We start from the raw sequence: 21,558 nt of genomic DNA, 5'->3' as shown, positions 1-21,558 counted from the left end.
GTAAGAGGGTATTCAAGGTGGATAAACCGGCAATCCAGCAGACGGGTATTGCAGAAACATATACCGATGCTTACGGCAATGAACGTCTTGTCGAGGCATCGATCAAAGATAAGCTTCTGGCGATGATGGATGTGGCTGGACATGACGATGCGCCTTTGCCCCCGGTGAAAGTTTTTCTTCAGGGACGAGACGCCGTCATTGCGCTGACCGGTAGCGGCGAATTTGGCTGGACGCTGATGTATGAGAACGGTGGACAAGTTCAGGGACGGATGACGGGGGGAACGACGCTGGCGCTCCCGGCATCTCTGCCGCTTGGATATCACCATCTGACCTTGACTCAGGCGGATCGGCGCTGGTCGTGCCGCATTATCGTCGCGCCGCCGCGCTGCTATGAACCGGATGCCATCATGCAGGGTAAACGCTGGTGGGGCGTTACCGTCCAGCTTTATACCCTGCGCTCACAAAACAACTGGGGCGTTGGTGACTTTGGTGATTTGCGCCAGTTAGTTGAGCAGATTGCCCGCCGGGGAGGGGTGTTTGTCGGCCTCAATCCGCTGCACTCCCTGTATCCGGCCAATCCTGACGCCGCAAGCCCATATAGCCCCTCTTCCCGCCACTGGCTGAACGTGATTTATATTGATGTTAACCGGGTGGACGATTTCCAGCAGAGCGCTGAAGCACAACAGTGGTGGCAGCTTGACGACACCCAGCATGCGGTAACGGCGCTGCGTGCGGAGCGCTGGGTCAACTATGAGCCGGTGATGTCGTTGAAACTCACGGCGCTGCGGCTGGCCTTTCGTTATTTTAATAACCGGAGTTCACTGGATCCGCGAACCATCGCGTTCCGCCAGTTCGTGTTTAACGGCGGACAAAGCTTGCAGTTGCAGGCCACCTTTGATGCATTACAGGCTCATCTGAAACATCAGGGCGAAAACTATGGCGATTGGCTCCAGTGGCCCGCCCGTTATCATGATGTGCATGGCGAAGCGGTGAAGTCATTTCGTCGTGAGCAGGCCGATGAGATTATGTTTTATTGCTGGCTGCAATGGCTGGCTCACGAACAGCTGGCAGAATGTTTCGCACACAGTAAACAGCTCGGTCTGCCTATTGGCCTGTATCGTGATTTGGCCGTAGGCGTGGCGCAGGGCGGCGCGGAAACCTGGGACGAGCGTCAGCTTTACTGTCTGGAAGCCTCCATCGGCGCGACGCCCGATCCGCTGGGGCCGCAGGGGCAAAACTGGCAGCTGGCGCCGATGAACCCCAATATGATGCAGGTCCGTGGCTATCAGCCTTTCATTGATGTGTTACGCAGCAATATGGCGAATTGCGGCGCATTGCGTATCGATCATGTCATGGCGCTGCTGCGGCTGTGGTGGATACCCAAAGCGGAATCTGCTGTAAACGGGGCCTATGTCCATTACCCGGTCGATGACCTGTTGGCTGTGCTGGCGCTGGAGAGCCAGCGGCATCGCTGTCTGGTGATCGGCGAGGATTTGGGGACGGTGCCGAAGGAAATTGTTAGCAAGTTGCAGGACTGCGGGGTGTACTCCTACAAGGTGCTGTTTTTTGAAAAGGATGACAAAAACGTCTTCCGTCCTCCTGCCGACTACCTTCGCCAGTCAATGGCGACCATCACCACGCACGATCTTCCCACGCTGCGCGGTTACTGGCAGGCGGTGGATTTATCGCTGGGCAAGGATCTGGGGCTGTACCCGAATCCGGCGTTATTGCAACAGCAAATCCAACTGCGTGAAAACGCCAAGCAGGGGTTGTTAAATGCATTGCACCAGCACGGCCTGCTGCCGCAGAGGGTAGGGCGAAATTCGGCGCTGACAACCATGGGCGCCCCGCTTAACCGGGGAGTTCAGCGTTACATTGCCGACAGCGCCAGCGCACTGGTGGGTTTTCAACTGGAAGACTGGCTGGATATGGCGACGCCGGTGAATGTGCCTGGCACCAGTCAAGAGTATCCCAACTGGCGGCGTAAGCTGACCCGCACGTTGGAATCCATCTTTACCGATCGCTATCTGGAACGGCTGATACGCGATATCGATTTACGGCGTGGTGCGCCGGTTAAGTAAGTTGTTGCAGCGTTCAAGGCTTATGTTGGTTCGGGTAAAAGGTCCACATGCTGTTTTATTCGCTAACAGGATTTCAGGCGATGACTGGTCGAACAGCAGTAGGAATAACCGAAGAAGTGAAACGCGAGGTCCGGGCGCGAATCGCCCGGACCGTCAATAGCGGCAGAAAATCAGTAGTAGGAGTGCTCGCCGCGCTGGTGCTCGGTGAGGTCGCGCACGCCTCTCAGCTCAGGGAATTTTTGCAGCAACTCTTTCTCAATCCCTTCTTTCAGCGTGTAATCGACCATTGAACAGCCGTTACAGCCGCCGCCGAATTGCAGGATCGCCAGACCGTCGTCGGTGATTTCCATCAACGTCACTTTGCCGCCGTGACCGGCCAACTGCGGGTTAATCTGCGATTGCAGTAAATACTCCACGCGTTCTATCAGCGGAGCATCGTCGTCCACTTTACGCATCTTGGCGTTCGGTGCTTTCAGCGTCAGCTGAGAACCCAGCTGATCGGTAACAAAGTCGATTTCTGCGTCTTCCAGATAGGGCGCGCTGAGTTCATCTACATACGCGGAAATTTTTTCAAATTTCAGTTCGGTATCGCTGGCTTCTACCGCATCCGGCGGGCAATAGGACACGCCACATTCCGCATTCGGTGTGCCGGGATTAATGACGAAAACACGAATTTGCGTGCCTTCTTCCTGTTTTGCCAGCAGTTTCAGAAAGTGTTCCTGAGCAGCATCAGTAATACGGATCATAATGTTAAACTCAATGGTTGACTACGCTTGTCAGTTATAATACGCCCATCCTCCCCCGAACTACAAGGTTCGGCACAAACACCATACCTGAACGCGACTTGCGCCACGAGCCAGCAGCAAACGGCTGATTTCCGCGGCGGTGCTGCCCGTGGTGACCACATCGTCCAGTAATGCAACCTGCTTGCCGACCAGTGATACCGGACAGACAAACGCGCCCCGTAGATTCTTACGCCGGGCGCCGGCGCTGAGTGTTTGTTGAATGCGAGTTTGACGCAAGCGACGAATCGCCTGCGGTGCATATTCACAGCCAAGCCAACGCGCCAGCGGACGCGCTAACAGTTCAGTCTGGTTGAACCCACGTAACCACTGGCGTTGTTTGTGCAATGGAACGGTAAACAGAATGTCGGGCCGGCATTGAGGTCCGGTTTCCCGCAACGCATGTTCCCGATAGGCATTCAACCAGACTAATAAAATCTGTCGGGCAAGTACGGCGGCCAGCTCCGTTTTCCCGTGAAATTTAAACAGCTTCAGTAGCGCATTGAATGGCGGAATATAGTCGCTGACAAAGGTTATCGATTGCCATGGCGGCGGATGTTGCAGACAGCGGCCACATTGCCGTGTCGGATCGCCCGTAGGTAAACCGCAGCGAGGGCAGCACAGGGGCGGAGGAGGTAAGTGACGCTGGCAAAATGAGCAGATGCCATGTCGGCTATGATAAAGCGGTAATTGGCATAGCCAACAGTGGGCGGCGATGGTTAACATAACGCTTTCCCTGAAATGTTAAGATGTGTACCCGTCATCTTTCAAGGTGCGGGCGCGTTGGCTGCCCTCGAAATCTACGGGGTATAGGTTCCCGAAAGCAGGAAGATAACTGATGACATCGCTGTATTGGCAGACCGAAGGTGCAGGAAAAACGGAACTTGTGTTGCTGCACGGCTGGGGGCTGAATGCCCAGGTGTGGCATTGCATTTCAGCGCAACTGGCGCCGCATTTTCGTCTGCATCTGGTAGACCTGCCCGGCTATGGAAGAAGTCGGGGATTTGGGCCTTTGTCGCTGGAAGCGATGGCGGACGTTGTGCTGGCGCAGGCGCCGGAACGAGCCATCTGGCTTGGATGGTCACTCGGCGGGCTGGTTGCCAGTCAGGCGGCATTAAGCGCGCCGCAGCGGGTGACGGGTCTGGTGACGGTGGCGTCTTCCCCTTGTTTTAGCACACAGAGCGACTGGCCGGGGATCAAATCGGAGGTGCTGCATGGGTTTCAGCAGCAGCTCAGCGATGATTTTCAACGTACGGTCGAACGTTTTCTGGCTTTGCAAACGTTGGGAACGGACAGCGCCCGACAGGATGCCCGATTACTAAAAAGCGTGGTGCTGGAACAACCGATGCCGTCTGTCGAGGTGCTGAATGGCGGGTTGGATATTCTGCGTCAGGTCGACTTGCGTCAACCTCTGGCCTCGCTGACACTGCCGTTTCTGCGGTTGTATGGCGCTCTGGATGGGCTGGTGCCGCGCAAAGTGGCTGGTCTGCTGGATGAACGGTGGCCGAATACCTCATCATTGGTGATCCCCAAAGCGGCGCATGCGCCGTTTATTTCACACCCTGAGGCGTTTGTCGCGGCGGTAGCGGCGTTTGCAAAACGGACGATGGCAGCCTGACGGTTTCGTCTGGGAAGAAAATGAGCTGGTCGGTGGGTTACCGGATGTCCTGCCGTTTTTGGGTGAACTATCTGTGTCACTTTAATTTTCATTAAAGTGACACCCTCTATGTTATTCAAGGTTTAGTGAAGTACATTGAAATACCCTGCCCACCACCAATACACATGCTAATCATGGCATCTTTTTTGTCTGAGCGCTGTAGCTCATAGGCGACTTTAACGGCCAGGACCGCGCCAGTGGCGCCAATGGGATGCCCGATAGAGATCCCCCCACCGTAGATATTTACTTTGCTGGGATCCAACCCTAAATCTCGTTGAACGGCAAAGGCTTGCGAGGCGAATGCTTCGTTAATTTCAAACATATCGATGGATTTCAAATCTAGATTTAACTTTCTGGCAAGCTTTTCACTGGATAATTTGGGTGCATATCCCATTACTTCACCACGATTACCGGCGATAGCGTAGCCTTTTATTGTCAATAAGGGCTTACAGCCTAATTCTTCTGCTTTCTCTCTGGACATAAGAACGAGTGCGGCGGCAGCATCATTTAATGTTGAAGAATTTCCCGCCGTTACCGTTCCCCCTTTCTTAAATGCAGGAGATAGTTTCTGTAATCTTTCATAAGATGTGTCAGGTCTTGGACCTTCATCCGTAACAAATAAAGTGGTATTGCCTTTTCTATCTTTTAATTCAACCGGCACTATTTCATCAACAAATTTTTTATCATTAATAGCTTTTACTGCACGTCGTTGACTTTCCAGTGCATATCGGTCCTGTTGTTCTCTCGTTACATTATATTCTTCCGCAACATTCTCTGCGGTTGTACCATTGTGATAGGGTCCTAAAGGCCAGGTTAAAATATCAATGACACCATCTTCGAATACCTTATGCCCTATTTTTGTCCCCCACCGAGCATCTTTAATATAGTAAGGTAATTGAGATAAGTTTTCCGCACCACCCGCGACGACAATATCGGATTGTCCGGTTTGAATTTCCATAACAGCATCCACTAATGCCTGTAGCCCTGAACCGCATTGACGATTAACCGAATAAGCCGTCGTTTCATCGGGCAAGCCGGCGGAAAGGCTAATCGCTCTGGCGACAAAACCATTCTCGGCGATTTGGCCTACTTGCCCAATAATGACTTCATCAACATTTTCTGGTTTAATACTCGCGCGTTGAATCGCCTCTTTTACAACCAGAGCGCCCAGTTCAATGGCTGGTATATCTTTTAAACTGCCGCCAAACGTACCGATTGCAGTTCTTACTGCGCTCACAATAACGACCTCTTTTAATTCAGACATATCTTTTTCTCTCTGATCATTAGTTGTAATGGTAAAAACCTATGCCGGACTTCCGTCCCAGATGACCCGCTTTCACCATATTTTCCAGAATAGGGCAGGGGCGATACTTACTGTCTTTGAAACCGGTATATAAACCTGTCATGGTTGCCAACATGACATCAATTCCGACAAAGTCACAGAGTTCCAGTGGCCCCATCGGATGATTTGCACCCAGTTTCATCGCGGTATCGACATCTTCCGGTTTACAACCTTCCATAATTAAAAATGCAGCTTCATTCATTAGCGGAACTAAAATACGGTTGACTATAAAACCTGGCAGTTCAGGGCAATCAACATATTCTTTTCCGATCGCAACAGCGAATGCTTTGAGCTTTTCATAGGTATCATCGCTAGTGGCAATACCACGAATAAGTTCAACCAGTGCCATGACTGGTGCAGGGTAAAAGAAGTGGATACCCATTACTTTGTCTGGCCTTTGTGTTGTGCTGGCGATTTCAGAAATGCTGAGACCTGATGTATTGGAAACAATAATAGTATCTTGATCCGCTATTTTATCAATTTTTGAAAATATTTCCCTTTTTAACTCTATTTTTTCAGGAACTGCTTCTATAATAATTTCAGCCCCTTTTACGTCATTAAAGTCATAGCTATAAATTAGTCTGGAAAAAATATCATTTTTTTCTTTTTCTGTAATTTTTCCTTTAGCTATTTTTCTATCGAGAACTTTTTCTATTGATGTTTTTGCTTTGACTAACGTTCCTGAATATATATCAATATTGACAACGCTGAAGCCGGCTTGGGCGCATGTTTGGGCGATGCCACTACCCATTAGTCCTGCGCCAATTACTGCTATTTTTTTGGTCATGTAAATATTCCTCTATTATTTATGCAATAAGGCTTTTTAAACCAAAGATATTTTCTTTATTGAATAAGCCCTTATTCATTGTTTTCAACGTTGGGCTAATAATGGGTTTAAATTCCATTTGAGATAAAATATGAGTATTCAAATCAATGCCTGGTGCTATCTCAATCAGTTCTACGCCTTGCTCAACCAGTTTGAAGACACAGCGTTCAGTGACGATAATGACTTCCTGGTTTTTTTGTCGGGCAATTTTTCCGTTAAAAGAGATTTGTGCAACATGATTCAGCATTTTTTTAACTTTACCTTCTTCGAGAATAATTAATTTATCATCCTCAAATTGGTATTTTGCGCCATTAGCTGTAAAGGTGCCGCAGAAGACGATTTTTTTTGCATTCTGTGTAATATCAATAAAGCCACCGGCTCCAGTACAGCGGGTTCCCATCTTCGTTGAATTTACATTTCCTTCTTTATCTAATTCCCCTAACCCCATAAAGGTAATATCAACGCCAGCGCCATTGTAATAATCCATCTGTTCCTGATGCGTAATCATGGCAACCAAATTTTGCCCGATACCAAAGTCGATCCCTCCGGCAGGATTACCACCATAGATGCCAGATTCGACCGTGATCATAATATCGTCATTAATCCCTTCTTCATTACAAATTCGGCCAACCATATCGTTAGGAATGCCTGTCCCGACATTCAATACATCACCCTTTTTTAATTCCATTGCAGCGCGGCGGGCAATAAACTTTCTTTCATTAAATGGAGCCAGGGTTATCTGGCTGGCAGGGACTCTTAATTGGCCAGAATAGGAGGGGTCAAAAAACCAGGAAGACGTTTGACGGTGGTCTTCCTGAGGGGTATCACATACGACAATGGCATCAATAAAAACACCGGGTACGGTTACATCTTTGGGATTTAATGTCCCGTTTTCTGCCACTTGTTTTACCTGGGCAATAACTTTACCGCCATAACGTTTTGCTGCCAGTACTGCCGGCAGTATCTCCAATTTCATCGCTTCTTCAGTTGTAGTCAAATTTCCCATTTCGTCACAGGTCGTTCCCCGGATAATGACCACATCGAGCGGGATTGCTTTATAAAAAAGATACTCTTCATCATCATAAGTGATGATATCGATAATATTTTCTAATGGTTTGGTCCTTTCATTCATTTTCCCGCCCTCATCGCGTGGGTCAATGAATGTTCCTAAACCGACTTTGGACATTTTCCCCGGCAGACCACCGGCCATGCTACGATAAAGCTGGGCAATTTGCCCCTGTGGAAGGCAATAAGCCTCAACCTGTGAATTCGCGATCATATCCATCCACCTGGGTTGCAATCCCCAGTGTGAACCTATAATACGCTTTACCAGTCCTTCATAAGCCAGGTGCTGTATGCCACGAGAGCGGTCACTCTGCCCACATGAATGTAGCAAAGTAATATTTTTAGGATGTCCTGTTGTTTTAAAACGAGATTCAATCTGTTTAAGAATAGATTCACTGGCACCAACTAATGTCATCGCAATTGTACATAATGTGTCACCATCTTGAATCATTTCCGCAGCATCCTGTGCGGTGATAAAATTTGCTTTCAACATGTTTATCTATCCTTCTTAGTGATAATATTTTCAGTCAATATGATATTGATGGTTATAAAAATTATTATTTATTTGAAAATATTCCTTTTATTTTTTTCTTATCAACTTTTAACCCTGGTGTTTTAGGTATTTCATTGCTGAAAATAATTTTTTCTGGAATTTTGAAAGTTGCCAGGGATTTTTTAAGACGGGACTTTATTTCTTCTACACTAATCTTATATGATGTTTTAAGTACTATTATTGCGGCGGCGACCTCGCCATAAACTTCATCAGGAATACCTACTACGGCACAGTCTTTTATTTCTTTGAGCAGCAGTAGTTCCTGTTCTACATCATTAGTCCAAATTTTTTCGCCACCGCGATTGATCATGTCCTTTTTTCTATCAACAACATAGATATAATTATCTTCATTGGAATACCCCATGTCACCGGTATTCAACCAGAACTCATTATCAATTAGAGATGAATCTAACTGATAGTATTCTTCACATACCACGCTGCCTCTTAGCCAGATTTCGCCTATTTGGTTATGTGGTAATTCAAGACCTGCTTCATCCAGGATTTTAACTTCAATACCTGGAATAGGTTTCCCTGATGCTGTAGCATAAATACTGGTGGGTGTGTCATTAGGAAAAATAAAAGCTGGCGATGATGTTTCAGTCATGCCATAAATAACAATAAATTTAGTGTGAGGGAGCCATTGATGAAACGCTTGTTGTTGTGCCAATGGTGTATAGCTGCTACCACAGCCAAGGATTCTCAGGCTTTTAAGATTATAATTTTCATCTTTAAAATCAAGTAGCTTTGAAAATACAGTGGGCGAACCATGCATGAAAGTGATTTCGTTGCTAACAATACCTTCTAAAATTCTTTTTGCATCATAGTATCGGTATAAATGGATCTCGCCTCCAACATAAACAAATAAGCCGAGAAGAGCAACTAACCCTGTGATGTGATAAATTGGAATAGGGATAATGGTTTTATCTTCTGGTGCAATGTCCAGAATACGCTGATAGGTAATGATTGCATGAATAACATTGTAATTTCTAAGAACGACCCCCTTGGATTGTGATGTTGTTCCGGAAGTAAACATAATAATGATTTCATCACTTAAATCTCCGACGGAGTCTGAATCGCTATTGCTCAATACAATATCTTCTATGTACTTTCTAAAACCAATACCGTCTTTTTCACCTTCAGATATGACGCGTTTATCTTTATTGATTAAATGCTGGAAATAATGATTAAAATCTTCATTTATGATAAGTATATCAAGATTTGATTTATCAACTAATGGCGTAAGCTCTGTTTCTCGGTATTTGGTAGGAAGAGGGACAGCGATGGCGCCTAATTTTGCTATGGCATAAAAAGCAATACAAAACTCAATGCTATTATATAGTAAAATACCAACATGGGAACCCTGATGGATTTTTTTATCTTTTTTCAAATATAGAGAAAACTTGTCAACTGACTCTAAGAAATTGACATACGAATAGGCTCGCCCCCAGTTATCGTAAAATGCAATCTTGTCAGGTGTGCGGGATACAGTATTAACAAGGGTTTCGTAGAAATTCTTTGGCATATTCAGGTAAGTGAAAAGATTACGGTTATGGATTTTCCTAATTCCCATGTCTCGCAGAATAGTATTATTCCACAAATCTTTACCATTAATCATAGGTATCTCCCCGTTATTATATTAATATGGTAGGTCGAGGGTCTATAAATGTAAAAACAAAAAATTGCACTAAGCTAGTGATAATCAAATTTGGTGCTTATTAGGTTGGGTTTTATAAATGAGAATGCCACCCTGTTTAATAAATTAATCAGGGTGGCATTCTCATTACTAACGTGATAACCGAGTATTACTATTCTTCTCCAAATCCCGATGCAAAAAGCGCTTTTATCTCACACATGGCATCTTGTTCGTCATCCCCATCACAAACAACTTCAAGCGTCGAACCACCACTGATACCAGCCGATAGTATGCCAACAATACCTTTTACTTTAATGATCTTATCTTTATAGACGAGTTCAATTTTTGATTGGTATCTGCGTGACAGTTTTGCCAATATTGTTGCCGGCCTGGCATGTAATCCGTTTTTATTTCTAACCGTTATTTTTTCTTTCAGCATATATAATCAACCTTATTTAAAAAAATAAAAATGAAAACATCCGGTGTTAATGATTTTTTAGAAGAGAATCTATTTTGCGTTATAGTAAATATTGATTATGTCTTCTTTCGTTAGTTCTTTGAAAAATTTCCCGATGCTGCCATTTCCTGTAGCAACTGCATTTTCAGCCATATACTCAATTTCAGTATCGGTAGGATAAACGCCCAGCTCTGAAAGCGTTACAGGCATGCCGATTTTTTTACACCATTCATCCCATGCTTCAATACCTAATAATGCCGTTTCTTCTAAGTCATGGTAATTGGGAAGAATTCCAAATACGTTGGTAGCGAATTGAGCGAAACGAGGAATATCTGTTTTGTAAACATAGCGGGACCAGGTTGACCAGATAGCGGTAAGGCTAGCCCCATGGATAACATCATAAACCGCACTCAACTCTTGTGCGATTTTATGAGCCGGAAAATCCGATTCTCTGCCAGTCCCCGTCAATCCATTATGGGATATGCTGCCAGCCCATGCTAAATTAGCTCTGGCATTGTAATCATCCGGTTTTTTTAATACTTTTTCGACTTCATTCTTTACCGTTACCAGTAAACCTTCAGAAATTCTGTCGGTTAGTTCGACATTTTTCGTCCTGGTAAAGTAACGTTCCATCGTGTGGAACATGATATCAGCTCCACCGCTTGCAGTATGGTAAGTCGGAACGGAATACGTTAATTCGGGATTTATGATTGCAAATAGAGGCCGGGCACAGTCATGGTTATATGAACGTTTAAAACTTTCACCGAGAGAATTTGTGATCGTCACCACCGTCGAGTTGCTGGTTTCAGACCCCGTTGCTGCAATAGTTGAAATGCAACCGATAGGTGCAATGCTGCTGGTTGTTGCTTTGCCTAAAAATAGATCTTCTAAATTGAAATCATTAACTAATCCATATGCAATTGCTTTGGATGAGTCAATAGCACTGCCGCCGCCAATGGCAAGAATGAAATCAACGCCTTCAGCTTTACATAATTCCACACCTTTTTGCGCTAATGCTAATCTGGGGTTAGGCACAACGCCATCAAAATCAATATATTCAATACCATATGCCGCCAGACTTTCATGCACCCGATCAAGAACCCCATTTTCATACAAAAAAATACCACCAAAATGAATGAGTACTTTTTTGAATCCACGAGCATGAATTTCTGCTCCTACATTAGATTCGGAGTTCTTTCCAAAAATGACCTTTGTTGGATTATGGTATTCAAAATTTATCATTTTTTACCTCATGTCATTAACGGCTACTTTGTATCGTTTTTCAAATTATAGATTAACTCGGTAAGATAAAAATTGAATAAATTTCACTAATATAGTGATTTCGTATACGCATAGTCTTTTGAAACGTAATTTTTTAGCACTGAATAGCGTAATAATAAAAGAGTAGAGTTGTGAAGGTTTTTTTTGATAAGTTGATCACAGTTATTGATTAAATATCTTATTATTTATTTTTTTAAATTTATTTTTCCAAAAAATACATGCAATAAATACATATAGTTACATTAATAAAACACTAATCATTTCACTTACTCTTGCACTATGTTAATGCAATTTATTAATTTGTTAGGGTTTGCCCCCCCTTGATAGGATGAAGGTATAGAGAAATTAGTTTTATCAAAAATTTGAGGTGGAGGTTAGAGATGGATTTAGTATCCATGATTGATGAGCGATTGGTGAAGTTTGATTTTCACGTATTAGATAAGAATGATGCGATATCCAAGATAGGGCAGTTAATGTTTGAAGCGGGAAAGATTAATGACAAGGATATGTATGTAAACGGTGTTTTTGAGCGAGAAAAAGAACACTCTACCGGAATTGGTATGGGGATAGCTATTCCTCATTGTAAAAGCGATTGCGTGAGAGAAGTAGCCTTTACCTTAATTAAATTATGCGATTCTATAGAGTGGGATGCGTTTGATGATCAACGGGTAGAATACATAATTATGTTAGCCGCTCCTAATACCTCCGACAACCTACATTTAAAAATGCTATCGCAATTGGCAGTTTGTTTAACTGATGATGATTTTAGAAAAAGTTTATTAAATTCAAAGACAGTCGATGAAGTAAAACAATGTTTAAATAATTATAGATGAGGGAATATATGTATATTGTCTGTGTAACGAGTTGTCCAGTAGGTATTGCGCATACCTATATGGCGGCAGCTAATTTGAAAAAAGCGGCTGAACAAGCCGGATTGGAAATAAAAGTCGAAACCCAGGGGGCACAAGGTATTGAAAATGAAATCATTATAGATGATATCAATCGTGCAAACGCTTGTATTATCGCCAGTGATGTCCGAATTCGTAATGCCGATAGATTTGAAGACTTACCCACATTGAACGTGGGTGTTAGTGAAGCGGTGCGTCATCCTGAGGCGGTTATTAAAGAGTTAATGGAGGCATTAGCATAATGGCTGAAATTAAACGCAAAACATCGAATAAGAAAAGTCAACTGTCCTTTATCAAAGACTCTTTAATGACGGGTATTTCCTACATGATACCCATTATCGTCGGAGGGGCAATATTACAGGCGATAGCAAAAGCAATGGGAGGATATGACATTGGCTCCCATATGGACCAGGTTGACTCGTTGGCAAAGGTTATTTTTCTGATTGGCACGGCATTAATGAATTTTACTGTTCCGGCGATTGCTGGTTTCACCGCTTATGCCATGGGAGACAAACCGGCCCTGGCTCCAGGCTTGGCGATGGGAACATTGGCATTAAATCTAAGCACAGGGTTTGTTGGTGGTTTGGTTGGCGGTATTATTGCTGGCTATTTGACGTTGGCGATTAAAAAAATCAACGTACCTAAAGTATTACAAGGGGTTATGCCAATATTGGTTATTCCCGTATTTGTAACCCTGATTGCTGGGTTGTTAATGTATTATGTTTTTGGCACGCCTATTGCCATTTTTATGAAAGCGTTAACTGAATTGCTGACTTCATTAAATGGCGGCTCTCGATTTGTCCTTGGTGCCGTTATTGGTGCGATGATGTGCTGTGATAATGGCGGCCCAGTAAATAAAACCGCAGCAACGTTCGTTAATGCTTTGAATGCCAGTGGTTTTTTTATTCCAACTTCAGCAAAAATGTGTTCAGGTATGACATCACCGCTGGGTATCGGCCTGGCTACCTTCCTGGGCGGCAAAAAGAAATTTACTGATGCGGAGAGAGAACAAGGAAAAACATTATTTATTCTTTCAACCTGTTATATCCAGGAAGGTGTTATTCCATTCCAAATTAATGACCCATTACGAGTCACGCTGTGTTGTATGATTGGTGGCGCCATCACTGGTGGATTATGTATGGCATTTGGTATTGAGTCGCCTGCGGTGCATGGTGGCGCGTTTGTCATTCCGATGTTATCTAACCCGCTATTATTTATTGGCTTATGGGCATTGGGCGGCATTATTACCGGGGTGCTTTATGCCATAGTGAGAAGGCCATTAACCGTTGAAGAGTAAAAAACTTGCTAATGATTGAGGGTAACAGAACGATGTTACTCTCAAAACCGAAAGTGAAACATAGAAAATAAACATTTTTCTATATTCAATAACGATTGGATTTTGAGGGAATATTATGTACGTTTCAATGAAAGACATGCTTCTTCATGCGCACAAAAATATGTATGCGGTTATGGCGGTGAATTGTATTAATATGGAACAAGTAAAAGCGTGTATCGAGAGTGCAGAAGAAGAGTGTTCTCCAATTATTATTAATATTTCACCACGGCAGATGAAAGCTCACGGTCATGGTTACATCATGGCTCCTATGATAAAAAATTTAGCAGAAAAAGCTAATGTACCAATTGCATTCAATTTGGATCACGGGGTGAATTATGAAGATATTGCCGCTGCGATCCAATATGGATTCTCCAGTGTTATGATTGATGCCTCTTCTTATGATTTTGAAGAAAACGTAAGAAGAACTCAAACCATTGTTGATCTTGCCCACGCTGCCGGAAAATCTGTTGAGGCTGAATTAGGTCACGTTGGTTCTACCGCCAATGCTGATGAGTCACGTGCTGACTTGTATACCGATCATCAGTTGGCTAAAGCGTTTGTTGAGCGTACTCAATGTGATTGTTTAGCGGTGGCAATTGGTACCGCCCATGGTAGTTATCCCAAAGGCATTACGCCTGTTCTTGATTTTGATAAATTGAAAATTCTAAAAGAAACCTTGAATATTCCGCTGGTATTACACGGTGGTAGTGGTGCTGGTGAAGAGAATATCCGTAAGGTTATTGCGTTAGGTATCAACAAAATTAATGTTTGTACTGATTTGATGAAACACATTACGGCTGCGATGAAAACAACGCTGGCAGAGAATCCTGAAATTGATTATATGGATTTGTGTATTGCGGCGCAAAATTCGATGAAAGTTTTTGTAAAAAATTATATGCGATTAATCGGATCGAGCAACAGATATACCTTTGTTAAACACAGTGGACCAGAGTACGAATAATTGTTAAAAGAATGAAATGAGTGCATATCCAATTATTTTACCTGATATGCAGAAGTTGAAAAACCAGATGTGGATCTTCGCGGACTTTCGGTATTGTTATTATAATGCTCATAGCGGAATGTTTTGTGTTCCCTGAGGCCGGAGGATCCACCGCATAGCCGTGAGTATCAGAAAGATGACATCAGTGCTAGGTCATATTAACGATAATTTCTGACAAATATTAACTCTTTAAAACAGGGTGGATGCTGAAAGTTTGCGTTGATAATCGGAGTGATGGCATTGGCAGGTAAAACCGAGACTTGAGCCCACTAAACTCTGGCCAGGAGAATCAGGCATGAGTCAGTAAATCTCTCGTAGTCAGCCTAAGGTCGGTATAGCGATGCGGTCTGTTTTGTCAAAATCAGAACAATGAAACTCATGCAAGCGGGATGTTTTCATATAGGACTCAATGGAGTTTTATAATTGGACTGAGTTAACGACTGGTTTTTTTGTCACCTTTATTATTTTGACAGCAGTAAAATTCCGTCAGCTGTTTAAATTTTGGCGTAATAGTTTTTATACGGAAATTTATTCCAGTTTCATTGAATTTTTATATCGTCGTAAAAATTTACAAAGAATGTCTCAAAGCTATTGGCTTAAAAGCCAGTTAGGCGACCATAGAATATGTTTCCAAATGGCGAGATCGCATGATGATAACGATCCGCAAGCCTATATTGTTATTATGTTGTCAAGTGGTGTTTACTTGCTGCAAATTAAAAACTATATTGGTGAAATTATCGGTAAGTCAGTGAATGATTTTAGCCTCATCCAAGCAGATAAAGATAAATCCACCGGCAAGATGTTAACTCAAGTGAGAAAAATTGAAAACCCAATAAAATTGATGAATGAGTTTTCAGCTAAATGGGAGGCTTTGACCGGGAGGGCGTGTGATACGCATAAATTAATTGTTTTTAGTGATAAGAGTATCATAAAAATAAAAAACAGCTTGACTAAAGATGTAGTTATTACTAATAGATTAAAACTGTTTGAATCCATTAAAAATATTCATCAAGAACAGCTGGGAAAGTTAAGCGCTAATGAGATAGAGGATATCTATACAATGTTTTTGACTAATGTAAATGATTTGACATAAATAGTATCTTTATAAAAAGATGATTATATGTTTGGTACAATATTAGGAGAGAGAGATGTTACTGCCTCGTGAAAGAAAAATTCTAACTATATTATATAGTAGCCAAAATGCCATGACTACGACCGAGTTGGCCAACTCTCTTCATGTTAGTTCAAGAACAATTAAAGATGATGTTAAAAATTTAAAACTAGAATTACAAAATGGCAACTGCATGATTGAAAGTAAGACAGGGAAGGGAATATGGTTATCATATAATGAAGAGGGAAGAAAATATCTGGATGACCTGTTGATTAATGACGACATCAAAGCATCTATTTCTCCGGATATTAGAAAATATTACGTTGCTATTCAGTTATTAGATGCTGAAGGATTTATCTCTATGGAGAAAATATCTGAAGCTATATTTGTGAGTAAAAGTACGATTGTTAATGATATAAATAAGCTTTCACCATTTTTTAAACAGCAGTCTTTGCGATTGGAAAAAAAAGCAAAATATGGAATTAGATTGTTTGGTAATGAAAGTCAATTAAGAATTACTCGTGCTAATATAATGAGAAAAATTTTATCCCACCAGGGAAACCAGGTTTTAAGTAAGTTACAACCATTCTTTGCTAACATTGATTTATCAGTTATTAACACTATTTTACAAGAGGTTGAAGAGAATTTTAACTTCATCCTTTCAGATGCCTCTTATACTGATTTGATGATTCATTTGTCGATTATAGTCAGAAGGCTACGGAAAGGCGCTATTTGCCCGGTTTCTCAAGAGGAGCTTAAAAGAGATAAAAGCCGGGATGAATGGAAGATCTGTGAGTTTTTATCTAAAAGACTAAATGAATATTTTGGTGTAGAACTGCTTGATGGTGATAAATCTTATATCCTGCTTAATATTACCGGGGCTAAATTATTAGGTGATTCCAAAGTTAATCTTATGGATGACTCCGGTAAATCTGATTTATCCTTTGAAGTATGGGAAGCCATCGTCATAAAAGCGGGTGAAACGTATCTTGAAAATATTAGTGAAGATGATACTTTTATTCGAGCTTTGTTTGTCCACCTCAAGGCGATGTTTCATCGTATCCAGAATCAGGTTCATTTAGAGAATCCTTTAAAGAATGTTATTAAAGAAGATCTGGTTTATGAATTTGAAGTGGCAACGTATATAGCCAAGTTACTCTATCTGGAGTATAAGATAAATCTGGGTGAAGATGAAATCTGCGATATAGCATTATATTTTGGTGCCAGTCTGGAACGAAAAAAGGCATTGCGTGCGGTGGAAAGACCCTCGGTGACAGTGGTCTGTGGTTCAGGGACCGGAACATCCCAATTTTTCCAGGCGAAATTGAAGAGTATTTTCCCTAATATCATTGTTAATAAAATAATTCCAATATCTCGTATTGATAGTGAATTAGAGCATTCACAACAAAACTTTGTTATATCAACAGTGCCACTTACTTTGAATAATATTGATGTTTTGCATGTTTCGCCAATGTTGAGTAGTAAAGATATCATATTGATTGAAAATAAGTTACATCCGGATAAAGTTAAATCGTTGATGAAAGATAAAGAATATTATCATTCTTTATTTAGCCAACTTGCTGAGGGGATCACTATTTTAAAAAGTGATTGTCGCTCAAAAGATGAAGTCATTAATTTACTCGGCCGTCAAATGATTGATTATGGTTATGTTAAAGATACATATATAAATTCAGTCTTTGAACGTGAAAAGTTAGCGCCGACATCAATTGGTAATACCTTTGCGATCCCGCATGCTTTTGAAGGAAATGTTTTAAAGCAGGGTATTGGATTGATAACGTTGAAAAAACCCATTGAGTGGGGAAACGATAAGGTACAAATAATTTTAATGTTATCTATTGATATTAGAAATAAAACATCTTTCCAATCGATTTTTGAAGAGTTGGCTTGTATTACAAAGGACTTATCAATTGTAGAGAGTTTACTTGCTGCTGATAATTATCAGGATGTTCAAAGTATATTTAAGCGCTTTATTTAACGCCGCTCAGGTTTGGACAGCGTATAGATGAGTTGCGGTTACTGAAGTGGGATGGCATCCCTGACGCATATACCCGCCATACGTTAAGTTGCACGTACCATTACTCGGCCCATCCGTGGCCTCGCCCCAAAGGGTCCGCTGCAAGCAGCGTTCAAATCTGCTCCCGGCGAATTTGTCCTGCACTTGCCGCCTTCCTGTAGCTAGAATTATTTAGAGCACAAAGACGATAATTTACATTTTCTCCTCAATTTCTCCACGATTTCTACGGTCCTGACAGGTAAGGTAATCTGTCGCCCTGTAGGCAAGGGGGTTCCCTTCCTATATTCTCTTACGTGGGCTGTGCATGGATTTACCCCTTCGGAATATGGCTGAGGAGTCTGAAAGAAATGGCGAGTTTTTTCATCGATCGCCCGATTTTTGCGTGGGTGTTGGCTATTCTTCTCAGCCTGTGCGGTATGCTGGCGATTAAATCGCTCCCTCTTGAACAGTATCCCGATCTCGCGCCGCCCAACGTACGTATCACCGCGAACTATCCGGGGGCGTCGGCGCAGACCCTGGAAAATACCGTCACGCAGGTTATCGAGCAGAGTATGACCGGTCTGGATAACCTGATGTACATGGCCTCCGATAGCAGCAGTACCGGGCAAGCCAGAGTCACGCTGACGTTTGAAGCCGGCACCGATCCCGATGAAGCTCGTCAGCAGGTGCAAAACCAGCTTCAGTCGGCCATTCGTAAACTTCCGCAGGATGTACAGCAGCAAGGGGTAACCGTCAGTAAAACCGGCGATACCAACATTCTGATGATCGCGTTTGTGTCTACCGACGGCAGCATGGATAAGCAGGATATCTCCGATTATGTTGCAACCAATATTCAGGAACCCATCAGCCGTATCAGCGGCGTGGGGGAAGTGGACGCCTACGGGTCGCAGTATGCGATGCGCATCTGGCTTGACCCGCTCAAACTGGTGGATTACGCGCTGACCACTGACGATGTGGTGAATACCATCGAGTCACAGAACAGTCAGGTTTCGGTGGGGCAGGTAGGCGGCGTGCCGTCAGTGGATAATCAGGCGCTCAATGCCGCCATCAACGCCCAGTCGCTATTGCAGACGCCGCAGCAGTTTCGCGATATCACCCTGCGCGTGAATAAGGATGGTTCCGCCGTGACGCTGGGGGATGTCGCGGAGGTGGAACTGGGGGCCGAGCGCTATGATTTTCTCAGCCGCTATAACGGTCAGGCCGCGTCCGGGCTTGGGGTAAAACTTGCCTCAGGCGCCAATGAACTGGAGACGGATAAACGAGTCAGGGAACGTATTGAAGAACTGTCGGCGTATTTTCCACACGGACTGGAAGCCAAAATCGCCTTTGAAACCTCGCCTTTTGTCAAAGCCTCTATTACCGATGTGGTAAAAACGCTGTTTGAAGCGATTCTGCTGGTTTTTCTGGTGATGTATCTGTTCTTGCAGAATTTTCGCGCGACCCTAATCCCGACGATCGCCGTGCCGGTGGTGTTGCTCGGTACGTTTGCGGTCCTTTACGCCTGCGGATTCAGTCTGAATACCCTGACCATGTTTGCGATGGTGCTGGCTATCGGTTTGCTGGTGGATGATGCCATCGTGGTGGTAGAGAACGTCGAGCGGGTGATGAGCGAGGAAGGGCTCTCGCCGAGAGAGGCGACGCGCAAATCGATGGGGCAGGTACAAGGCGCGCTGGTGGGGATTGCGCTGGTGCTGTCGGCGGTGTTTGTCCCGATGGCGTTTTTCGGCGGCACCACCGGGGCGATCTACCGTCAGTTCTCCATCACCATCGTCACCTCGATGATCCTGTCGGTTCTGGTGGCGATGATCCTGACGCCTGCGCTGTGCGCCACCCTGCTCAAGCCGCTTGCCAAAGGCCAGCAGCACGGACGCAGAGGGTTTTTTGGCTGGTTTAACCGTAATTTTACCCGTAATTCGCTGCGCTATGAACGGGGCGTGGGTAAAATTCTGACTAACGGCGGGCGCTGGCTGCTGTTTTATCTGGGCATTATCGGCATCATGGCTTTCCTGTTTCTCCGGCTGCCGACCTCTTTTCTGCCCCAGGAAGATCGGGGTATTTTCAGCACCCAGGTACAACTGCCGTCGGGCTCGACTCAGCAGCAGACTTTGCAGGTGGTCAATAAGATCGAGCAGTATTACCTCACGCAAGAAAAAGACAACGTGATATCGGTCTTTTCCACTATCGGTTCCGGGCCGGGTGGTAACGGGCAGAATGTGGCCCGACTGTTTGTACGGCTCAAGGATTGGGCGGAGCGTTCTGGTTCGCAGAGCAGTTCCTTTGCCATTATTGAACGCGCCACCAAGGCGTTCCGTGACATCAACGAAGCGCGCGTATTTGCCAGTAGTCCACCGTCCATCAACGGATTGGGCAACGCGGCGGGGTTCTCCATGCAACTACAGGATCACGCCGGGCTGGGACATGAACAGTTTATGCAGATACGAAATCAGTTGCTGACGATGGCGGGGAATAATCCCGAACTGACTCGCGTCCGCCATAACGGTCTGGACGACAGCGCGCAGTTGCGAATTCATGTCGATCAGCGCAAGGCGCAAGCGTTGGGCGTCTCGATTGGCGATATCAACAATACGCTGAAAACCGGTTGGGGTTCTACCTATGTTAATGATTTTCTTGACCGTGGACGGGTGAAGAAGGTCTATGTTCAGGCCGCCGCGAAGTATCGCATGTTACCGGATGATATCAGCCGGTGGTACGTTCGCAACAACGATGGCGGGATGGTGCCTTTCTCCGCGTTTGCGCACACGGATTGGGAGATCGGCTCCCCACGTCTCGAACGCTACAACGGCTACTCATCGCTGGAGATTGTCGGAGAAGCCTCGCCGGGCGTCAGCACCGGTACCGCCATGAATATCATGGAGTCGCTGGTGGCTGAACTGCCCGCGGGAATCGGTCTGCAATGGACGGGCATGTCCTTTCAGGAGCGGTTGACCGGCGCGCAGGCGCCGGCGCTGTATGTCATTTCGCTGCTGGTGGTGTTCCTGTGTCTGGCGGCGCTGTATGAGAGTTGGACCGTGCCTTTTTCGGTGATGCTGGTCGTGCCGCTTGGCGTTCTGGGGGCGCTGGTCGCCACCTGGGCGCGTGGGCTGGAGAACGACGTGTATTTTCAGGTGGGATTATTAACGGTGGTCGGGCTTTCGGCAAAGAACGCCATTCTGATTGTGGAATTCGCCAACGAGATGAACCAACAAGGGAAGGATCTGATCGAAGCGACGCTGGAGGCCTCCCGCCAGCGGTTGCGGCCGATACTGATGACATCGCTGGCGTTTATTTTTGGCGTACTGCCGATGGCAACCAGCGGCGGTGCCGGATCGGCCAGTCAACATGCGGTAGGGACCGGCGTGATCGGCGGGATGGCGTCGGCCACGATCCTCGCCATCTTTTTTGTTCCGCTGTTCTTCGTGGTGGTTCGCCGGCGTTTTCCGTTGAAAGAGCGGGCGCGTTAGCCTGACGGGGAGCCAGCCCGAAGAATTATG

At 44.6% G+C, this 21,558-nt stretch carries 17 protein-coding genes; 9 read left to right on the top strand and 8 right to left on the bottom strand.

Features of this window, described 5'->3' with window-relative positions; translation table 11 throughout:
- Positions 1-17 precede the first annotated feature (17 nt).
- Complete coding sequence (malQ, locus tag B4923_RS12865; RefSeq protein ID WP_211313952.1) at positions 18-2,081, top strand: 4-alpha-glucanotransferase; 2,064 nt, start codon at positions 18-20, stop codon at positions 2,079-2,081.
- Between the two features lie 170 nt (positions 2,082-2,251).
- On the opposite strand, the gene nfuA is transcribed toward malQ, so the two are convergent.
- Both nfuA and gntX read right to left on the bottom strand, forming a co-directional pair.
- A complete protein-coding gene (nfuA, locus tag B4923_RS12860; RefSeq protein WP_109054765.1) occupies positions 2,252-2,827 on the bottom strand; it encodes a Fe-S biogenesis protein NfuA in 576 nt (191 codons plus the stop codon).
- A gap of 60 nt (positions 2,828-2,887) precedes the next feature.
- Positions 2,888-3,589: a DNA utilization protein GntX gene (gene gntX / locus B4923_RS12855; protein ID WP_109054764.1), complete on the bottom strand. Its 702-nt coding sequence runs from the start codon at positions 3,587-3,589 to the stop codon at positions 2,888-2,890.
- Between the two features lie 112 nt (positions 3,590-3,701).
- Between gntX and bioH the strand changes: the two genes are divergently transcribed.
- Positions 3,702-4,481 (top strand): pimeloyl-ACP methyl ester esterase BioH, encoded by a 780-nt coding sequence (gene bioH / locus B4923_RS12850; RefSeq protein WP_109054763.1) that lies wholly within the window; start codon positions 3,702-3,704, stop codon positions 4,479-4,481.
- 115 nt (positions 4,482-4,596) lie between these two features.
- On the opposite strand, the gene B4923_RS12845 is transcribed toward bioH, so the two are convergent.
- From B4923_RS12845 to B4923_RS12820, 6 genes are all read right to left on the bottom strand, one after another.
- A complete protein-coding gene (locus B4923_RS12845; RefSeq protein ID WP_109054762.1) occupies positions 4,597-5,784 on the bottom strand; it encodes a thiolase family protein in 1,188 nt (395 codons plus the stop codon).
- Between the two features lie 19 nt (positions 5,785-5,803).
- Complete coding sequence (locus B4923_RS12840) at positions 5,804-6,649, bottom strand: 3-hydroxyacyl-CoA dehydrogenase family protein (RefSeq protein WP_109054761.1); 846 nt, start codon at positions 6,647-6,649, stop codon at positions 5,804-5,806.
- A 19-nt stretch (positions 6,650-6,668) separates the two neighbouring features.
- Positions 6,669-8,243, bottom strand: a complete 1,575-nt coding sequence (locus tag B4923_RS12835; protein WP_211313957.1) for an acyl CoA:acetate/3-ketoacid CoA transferase — start codon at positions 8,241-8,243, stop codon at positions 6,669-6,671.
- A 67-nt stretch (positions 8,244-8,310) separates the two neighbouring features.
- Positions 8,311-9,921 carry a class I adenylate-forming enzyme family protein gene (locus B4923_RS12830; protein ID WP_109054759.1) on the bottom strand — a complete coding sequence of 537 codons (1,611 nt, stop codon included), beginning with the start codon at positions 9,919-9,921 and terminating at the stop codon, positions 8,311-8,313.
- Between the two features lie 190 nt (positions 9,922-10,111).
- Positions 10,112-10,378, bottom strand: a complete 267-nt coding sequence (locus tag B4923_RS12825) for an HPr family phosphocarrier protein (RefSeq protein ID WP_109054758.1) — start codon at positions 10,376-10,378, stop codon at positions 10,112-10,114.
- A 69-nt stretch (positions 10,379-10,447) separates the two neighbouring features.
- Complete coding sequence (locus B4923_RS12820) at positions 10,448-11,638, bottom strand: iron-containing alcohol dehydrogenase (RefSeq protein ID WP_109054757.1); 1,191 nt, start codon at positions 11,636-11,638, stop codon at positions 10,448-10,450.
- Between the two features lie 419 nt (positions 11,639-12,057).
- Here B4923_RS12820 and B4923_RS12815 point away from each other — a divergent pair, with 419 nt between their 5' ends.
- The 7 genes from B4923_RS12815 to acrD all read left to right on the top strand — a co-directional run bounded on the left by B4923_RS12815 (position 12,058) and on the right by acrD (position 21,528).
- On the top strand, positions 12,058-12,510 hold the full coding sequence (locus tag B4923_RS12815) for a PTS sugar transporter subunit IIA (RefSeq protein WP_109054756.1): 453 nt from the start codon (positions 12,058-12,060) through the stop codon (positions 12,508-12,510).
- Between the two features lie 8 nt (positions 12,511-12,518).
- Positions 12,519-12,827 carry a PTS fructose transporter subunit IIB gene (locus tag B4923_RS12810; RefSeq protein WP_109054755.1) on the top strand — a complete coding sequence of 103 codons (309 nt, stop codon included), beginning with the start codon at positions 12,519-12,521 and terminating at the stop codon, positions 12,825-12,827.
- Positions 12,827-13,882 carry a PTS fructose transporter subunit IIC gene (locus B4923_RS12805; RefSeq protein ID WP_109054754.1) on the top strand — a complete coding sequence of 352 codons (1,056 nt, stop codon included), beginning with the start codon at positions 12,827-12,829 and terminating at the stop codon, positions 13,880-13,882. Before B4923_RS12810 ends, B4923_RS12805 begins: the two co-directional genes overlap by 1 nt.
- Positions 13,883-13,997: 115 nt before the next feature.
- Positions 13,998-14,882: a class II fructose-bisphosphate aldolase gene (locus B4923_RS12800; protein WP_109054753.1), complete on the top strand. Its 885-nt coding sequence runs from the start codon at positions 13,998-14,000 to the stop codon at positions 14,880-14,882.
- Positions 14,883-15,330: 448 nt separating this feature from the next.
- Positions 15,331-16,014 carry a hypothetical protein gene (locus B4923_RS12795; protein ID WP_109054752.1) on the top strand — a complete coding sequence of 228 codons (684 nt, stop codon included), beginning with the start codon at positions 15,331-15,333 and terminating at the stop codon, positions 16,012-16,014.
- 55 nt (positions 16,015-16,069) lie between these two features.
- Positions 16,070-18,028 carry a BglG family transcription antiterminator gene (locus B4923_RS12790; RefSeq protein WP_109054751.1) on the top strand — a complete coding sequence of 653 codons (1,959 nt, stop codon included), beginning with the start codon at positions 16,070-16,072 and terminating at the stop codon, positions 18,026-18,028.
- 386 nt (positions 18,029-18,414) lie between these two features.
- Positions 18,415-21,528 carry a multidrug efflux RND transporter permease AcrD gene (gene acrD, locus B4923_RS12785; protein WP_109054750.1) on the top strand — a complete coding sequence of 1,038 codons (3,114 nt, stop codon included), beginning with the start codon at positions 18,415-18,417 and terminating at the stop codon, positions 21,526-21,528.
- The last annotated feature ends 30 nt before the right edge of the window (positions 21,529-21,558 follow it).

The organism is Brenneria roseae subsp. americana (assembly GCF_003115815.1).
Classification (GTDB): Bacteria; Pseudomonadota; Gammaproteobacteria; order Enterobacterales; family Enterobacteriaceae; genus Brenneria; species Brenneria roseae.
The sequence above is the reverse complement of the archived record's forward strand: the minus strand, read 5'-3'. Positions and strand labels throughout refer to the sequence as shown.

Coding starts and splice junctions, on each gene's coding strand:
- B4923_RS12845 (WP_109054762.1), bottom strand. CDS start 5,784: ATGTCTGAATTAAAAGAGGTCGTTATTGTGAGCGCAGTAAGAACTGCA.
- B4923_RS12790 (WP_109054751.1), top strand. CDS start 16,070: ATGTTACTGCCTCGTGAAAGAAAAATTCTAACTATATTATATAGTAGC.
- B4923_RS12795 (WP_109054752.1), top strand. CDS start 15,331: ATGGAGTTTTATAATTGGACTGAGTTAACGACTGGTTTTTTTGTCACC.
- B4923_RS12825 (WP_109054758.1), bottom strand. CDS start 10,378: ATGCTGAAAGAAAAAATAACGGTTAGAAATAAAAACGGATTACATGCC.
- B4923_RS12805 (WP_109054754.1), top strand. CDS start 12,827: ATGGCTGAAATTAAACGCAAAACATCGAATAAGAAAAGTCAACTGTCC.
- gntX (WP_109054764.1), bottom strand. CDS start 3,589: ATGTTAACCATCGCCGCCCACTGTTGGCTATGCCAATTACCGCTTTAT.
- B4923_RS12820 (WP_109054757.1), bottom strand. CDS start 11,638: ATGATAAATTTTGAATACCATAATCCAACAAAGGTCATTTTTGGAAAG.
- B4923_RS12840 (WP_109054761.1), bottom strand. CDS start 6,649: ATGACCAAAAAAATAGCAGTAATTGGCGCAGGACTAATGGGTAGTGGC.
- nfuA (WP_109054765.1), bottom strand. CDS start 2,827: ATGATCCGTATTACTGATGCTGCTCAGGAACACTTTCTGAAACTGCTG.
- acrD (WP_109054750.1), top strand. CDS start 18,415: ATGGCGAGTTTTTTCATCGATCGCCCGATTTTTGCGTGGGTGTTGGCT.
- B4923_RS12800 (WP_109054753.1), top strand. CDS start 13,998: ATGTACGTTTCAATGAAAGACATGCTTCTTCATGCGCACAAAAATATG.
- B4923_RS12815 (WP_109054756.1), top strand. CDS start 12,058: ATGGATTTAGTATCCATGATTGATGAGCGATTGGTGAAGTTTGATTTT.
- bioH (WP_109054763.1), top strand. CDS start 3,702: ATGACATCGCTGTATTGGCAGACCGAAGGTGCAGGAAAAACGGAACTT.
- B4923_RS12830 (WP_109054759.1), bottom strand. CDS start 9,921: ATGATTAATGGTAAAGATTTGTGGAATAATACTATTCTGCGAGACATG.
- B4923_RS12810 (WP_109054755.1), top strand. CDS start 12,519: ATGTATATTGTCTGTGTAACGAGTTGTCCAGTAGGTATTGCGCATACC.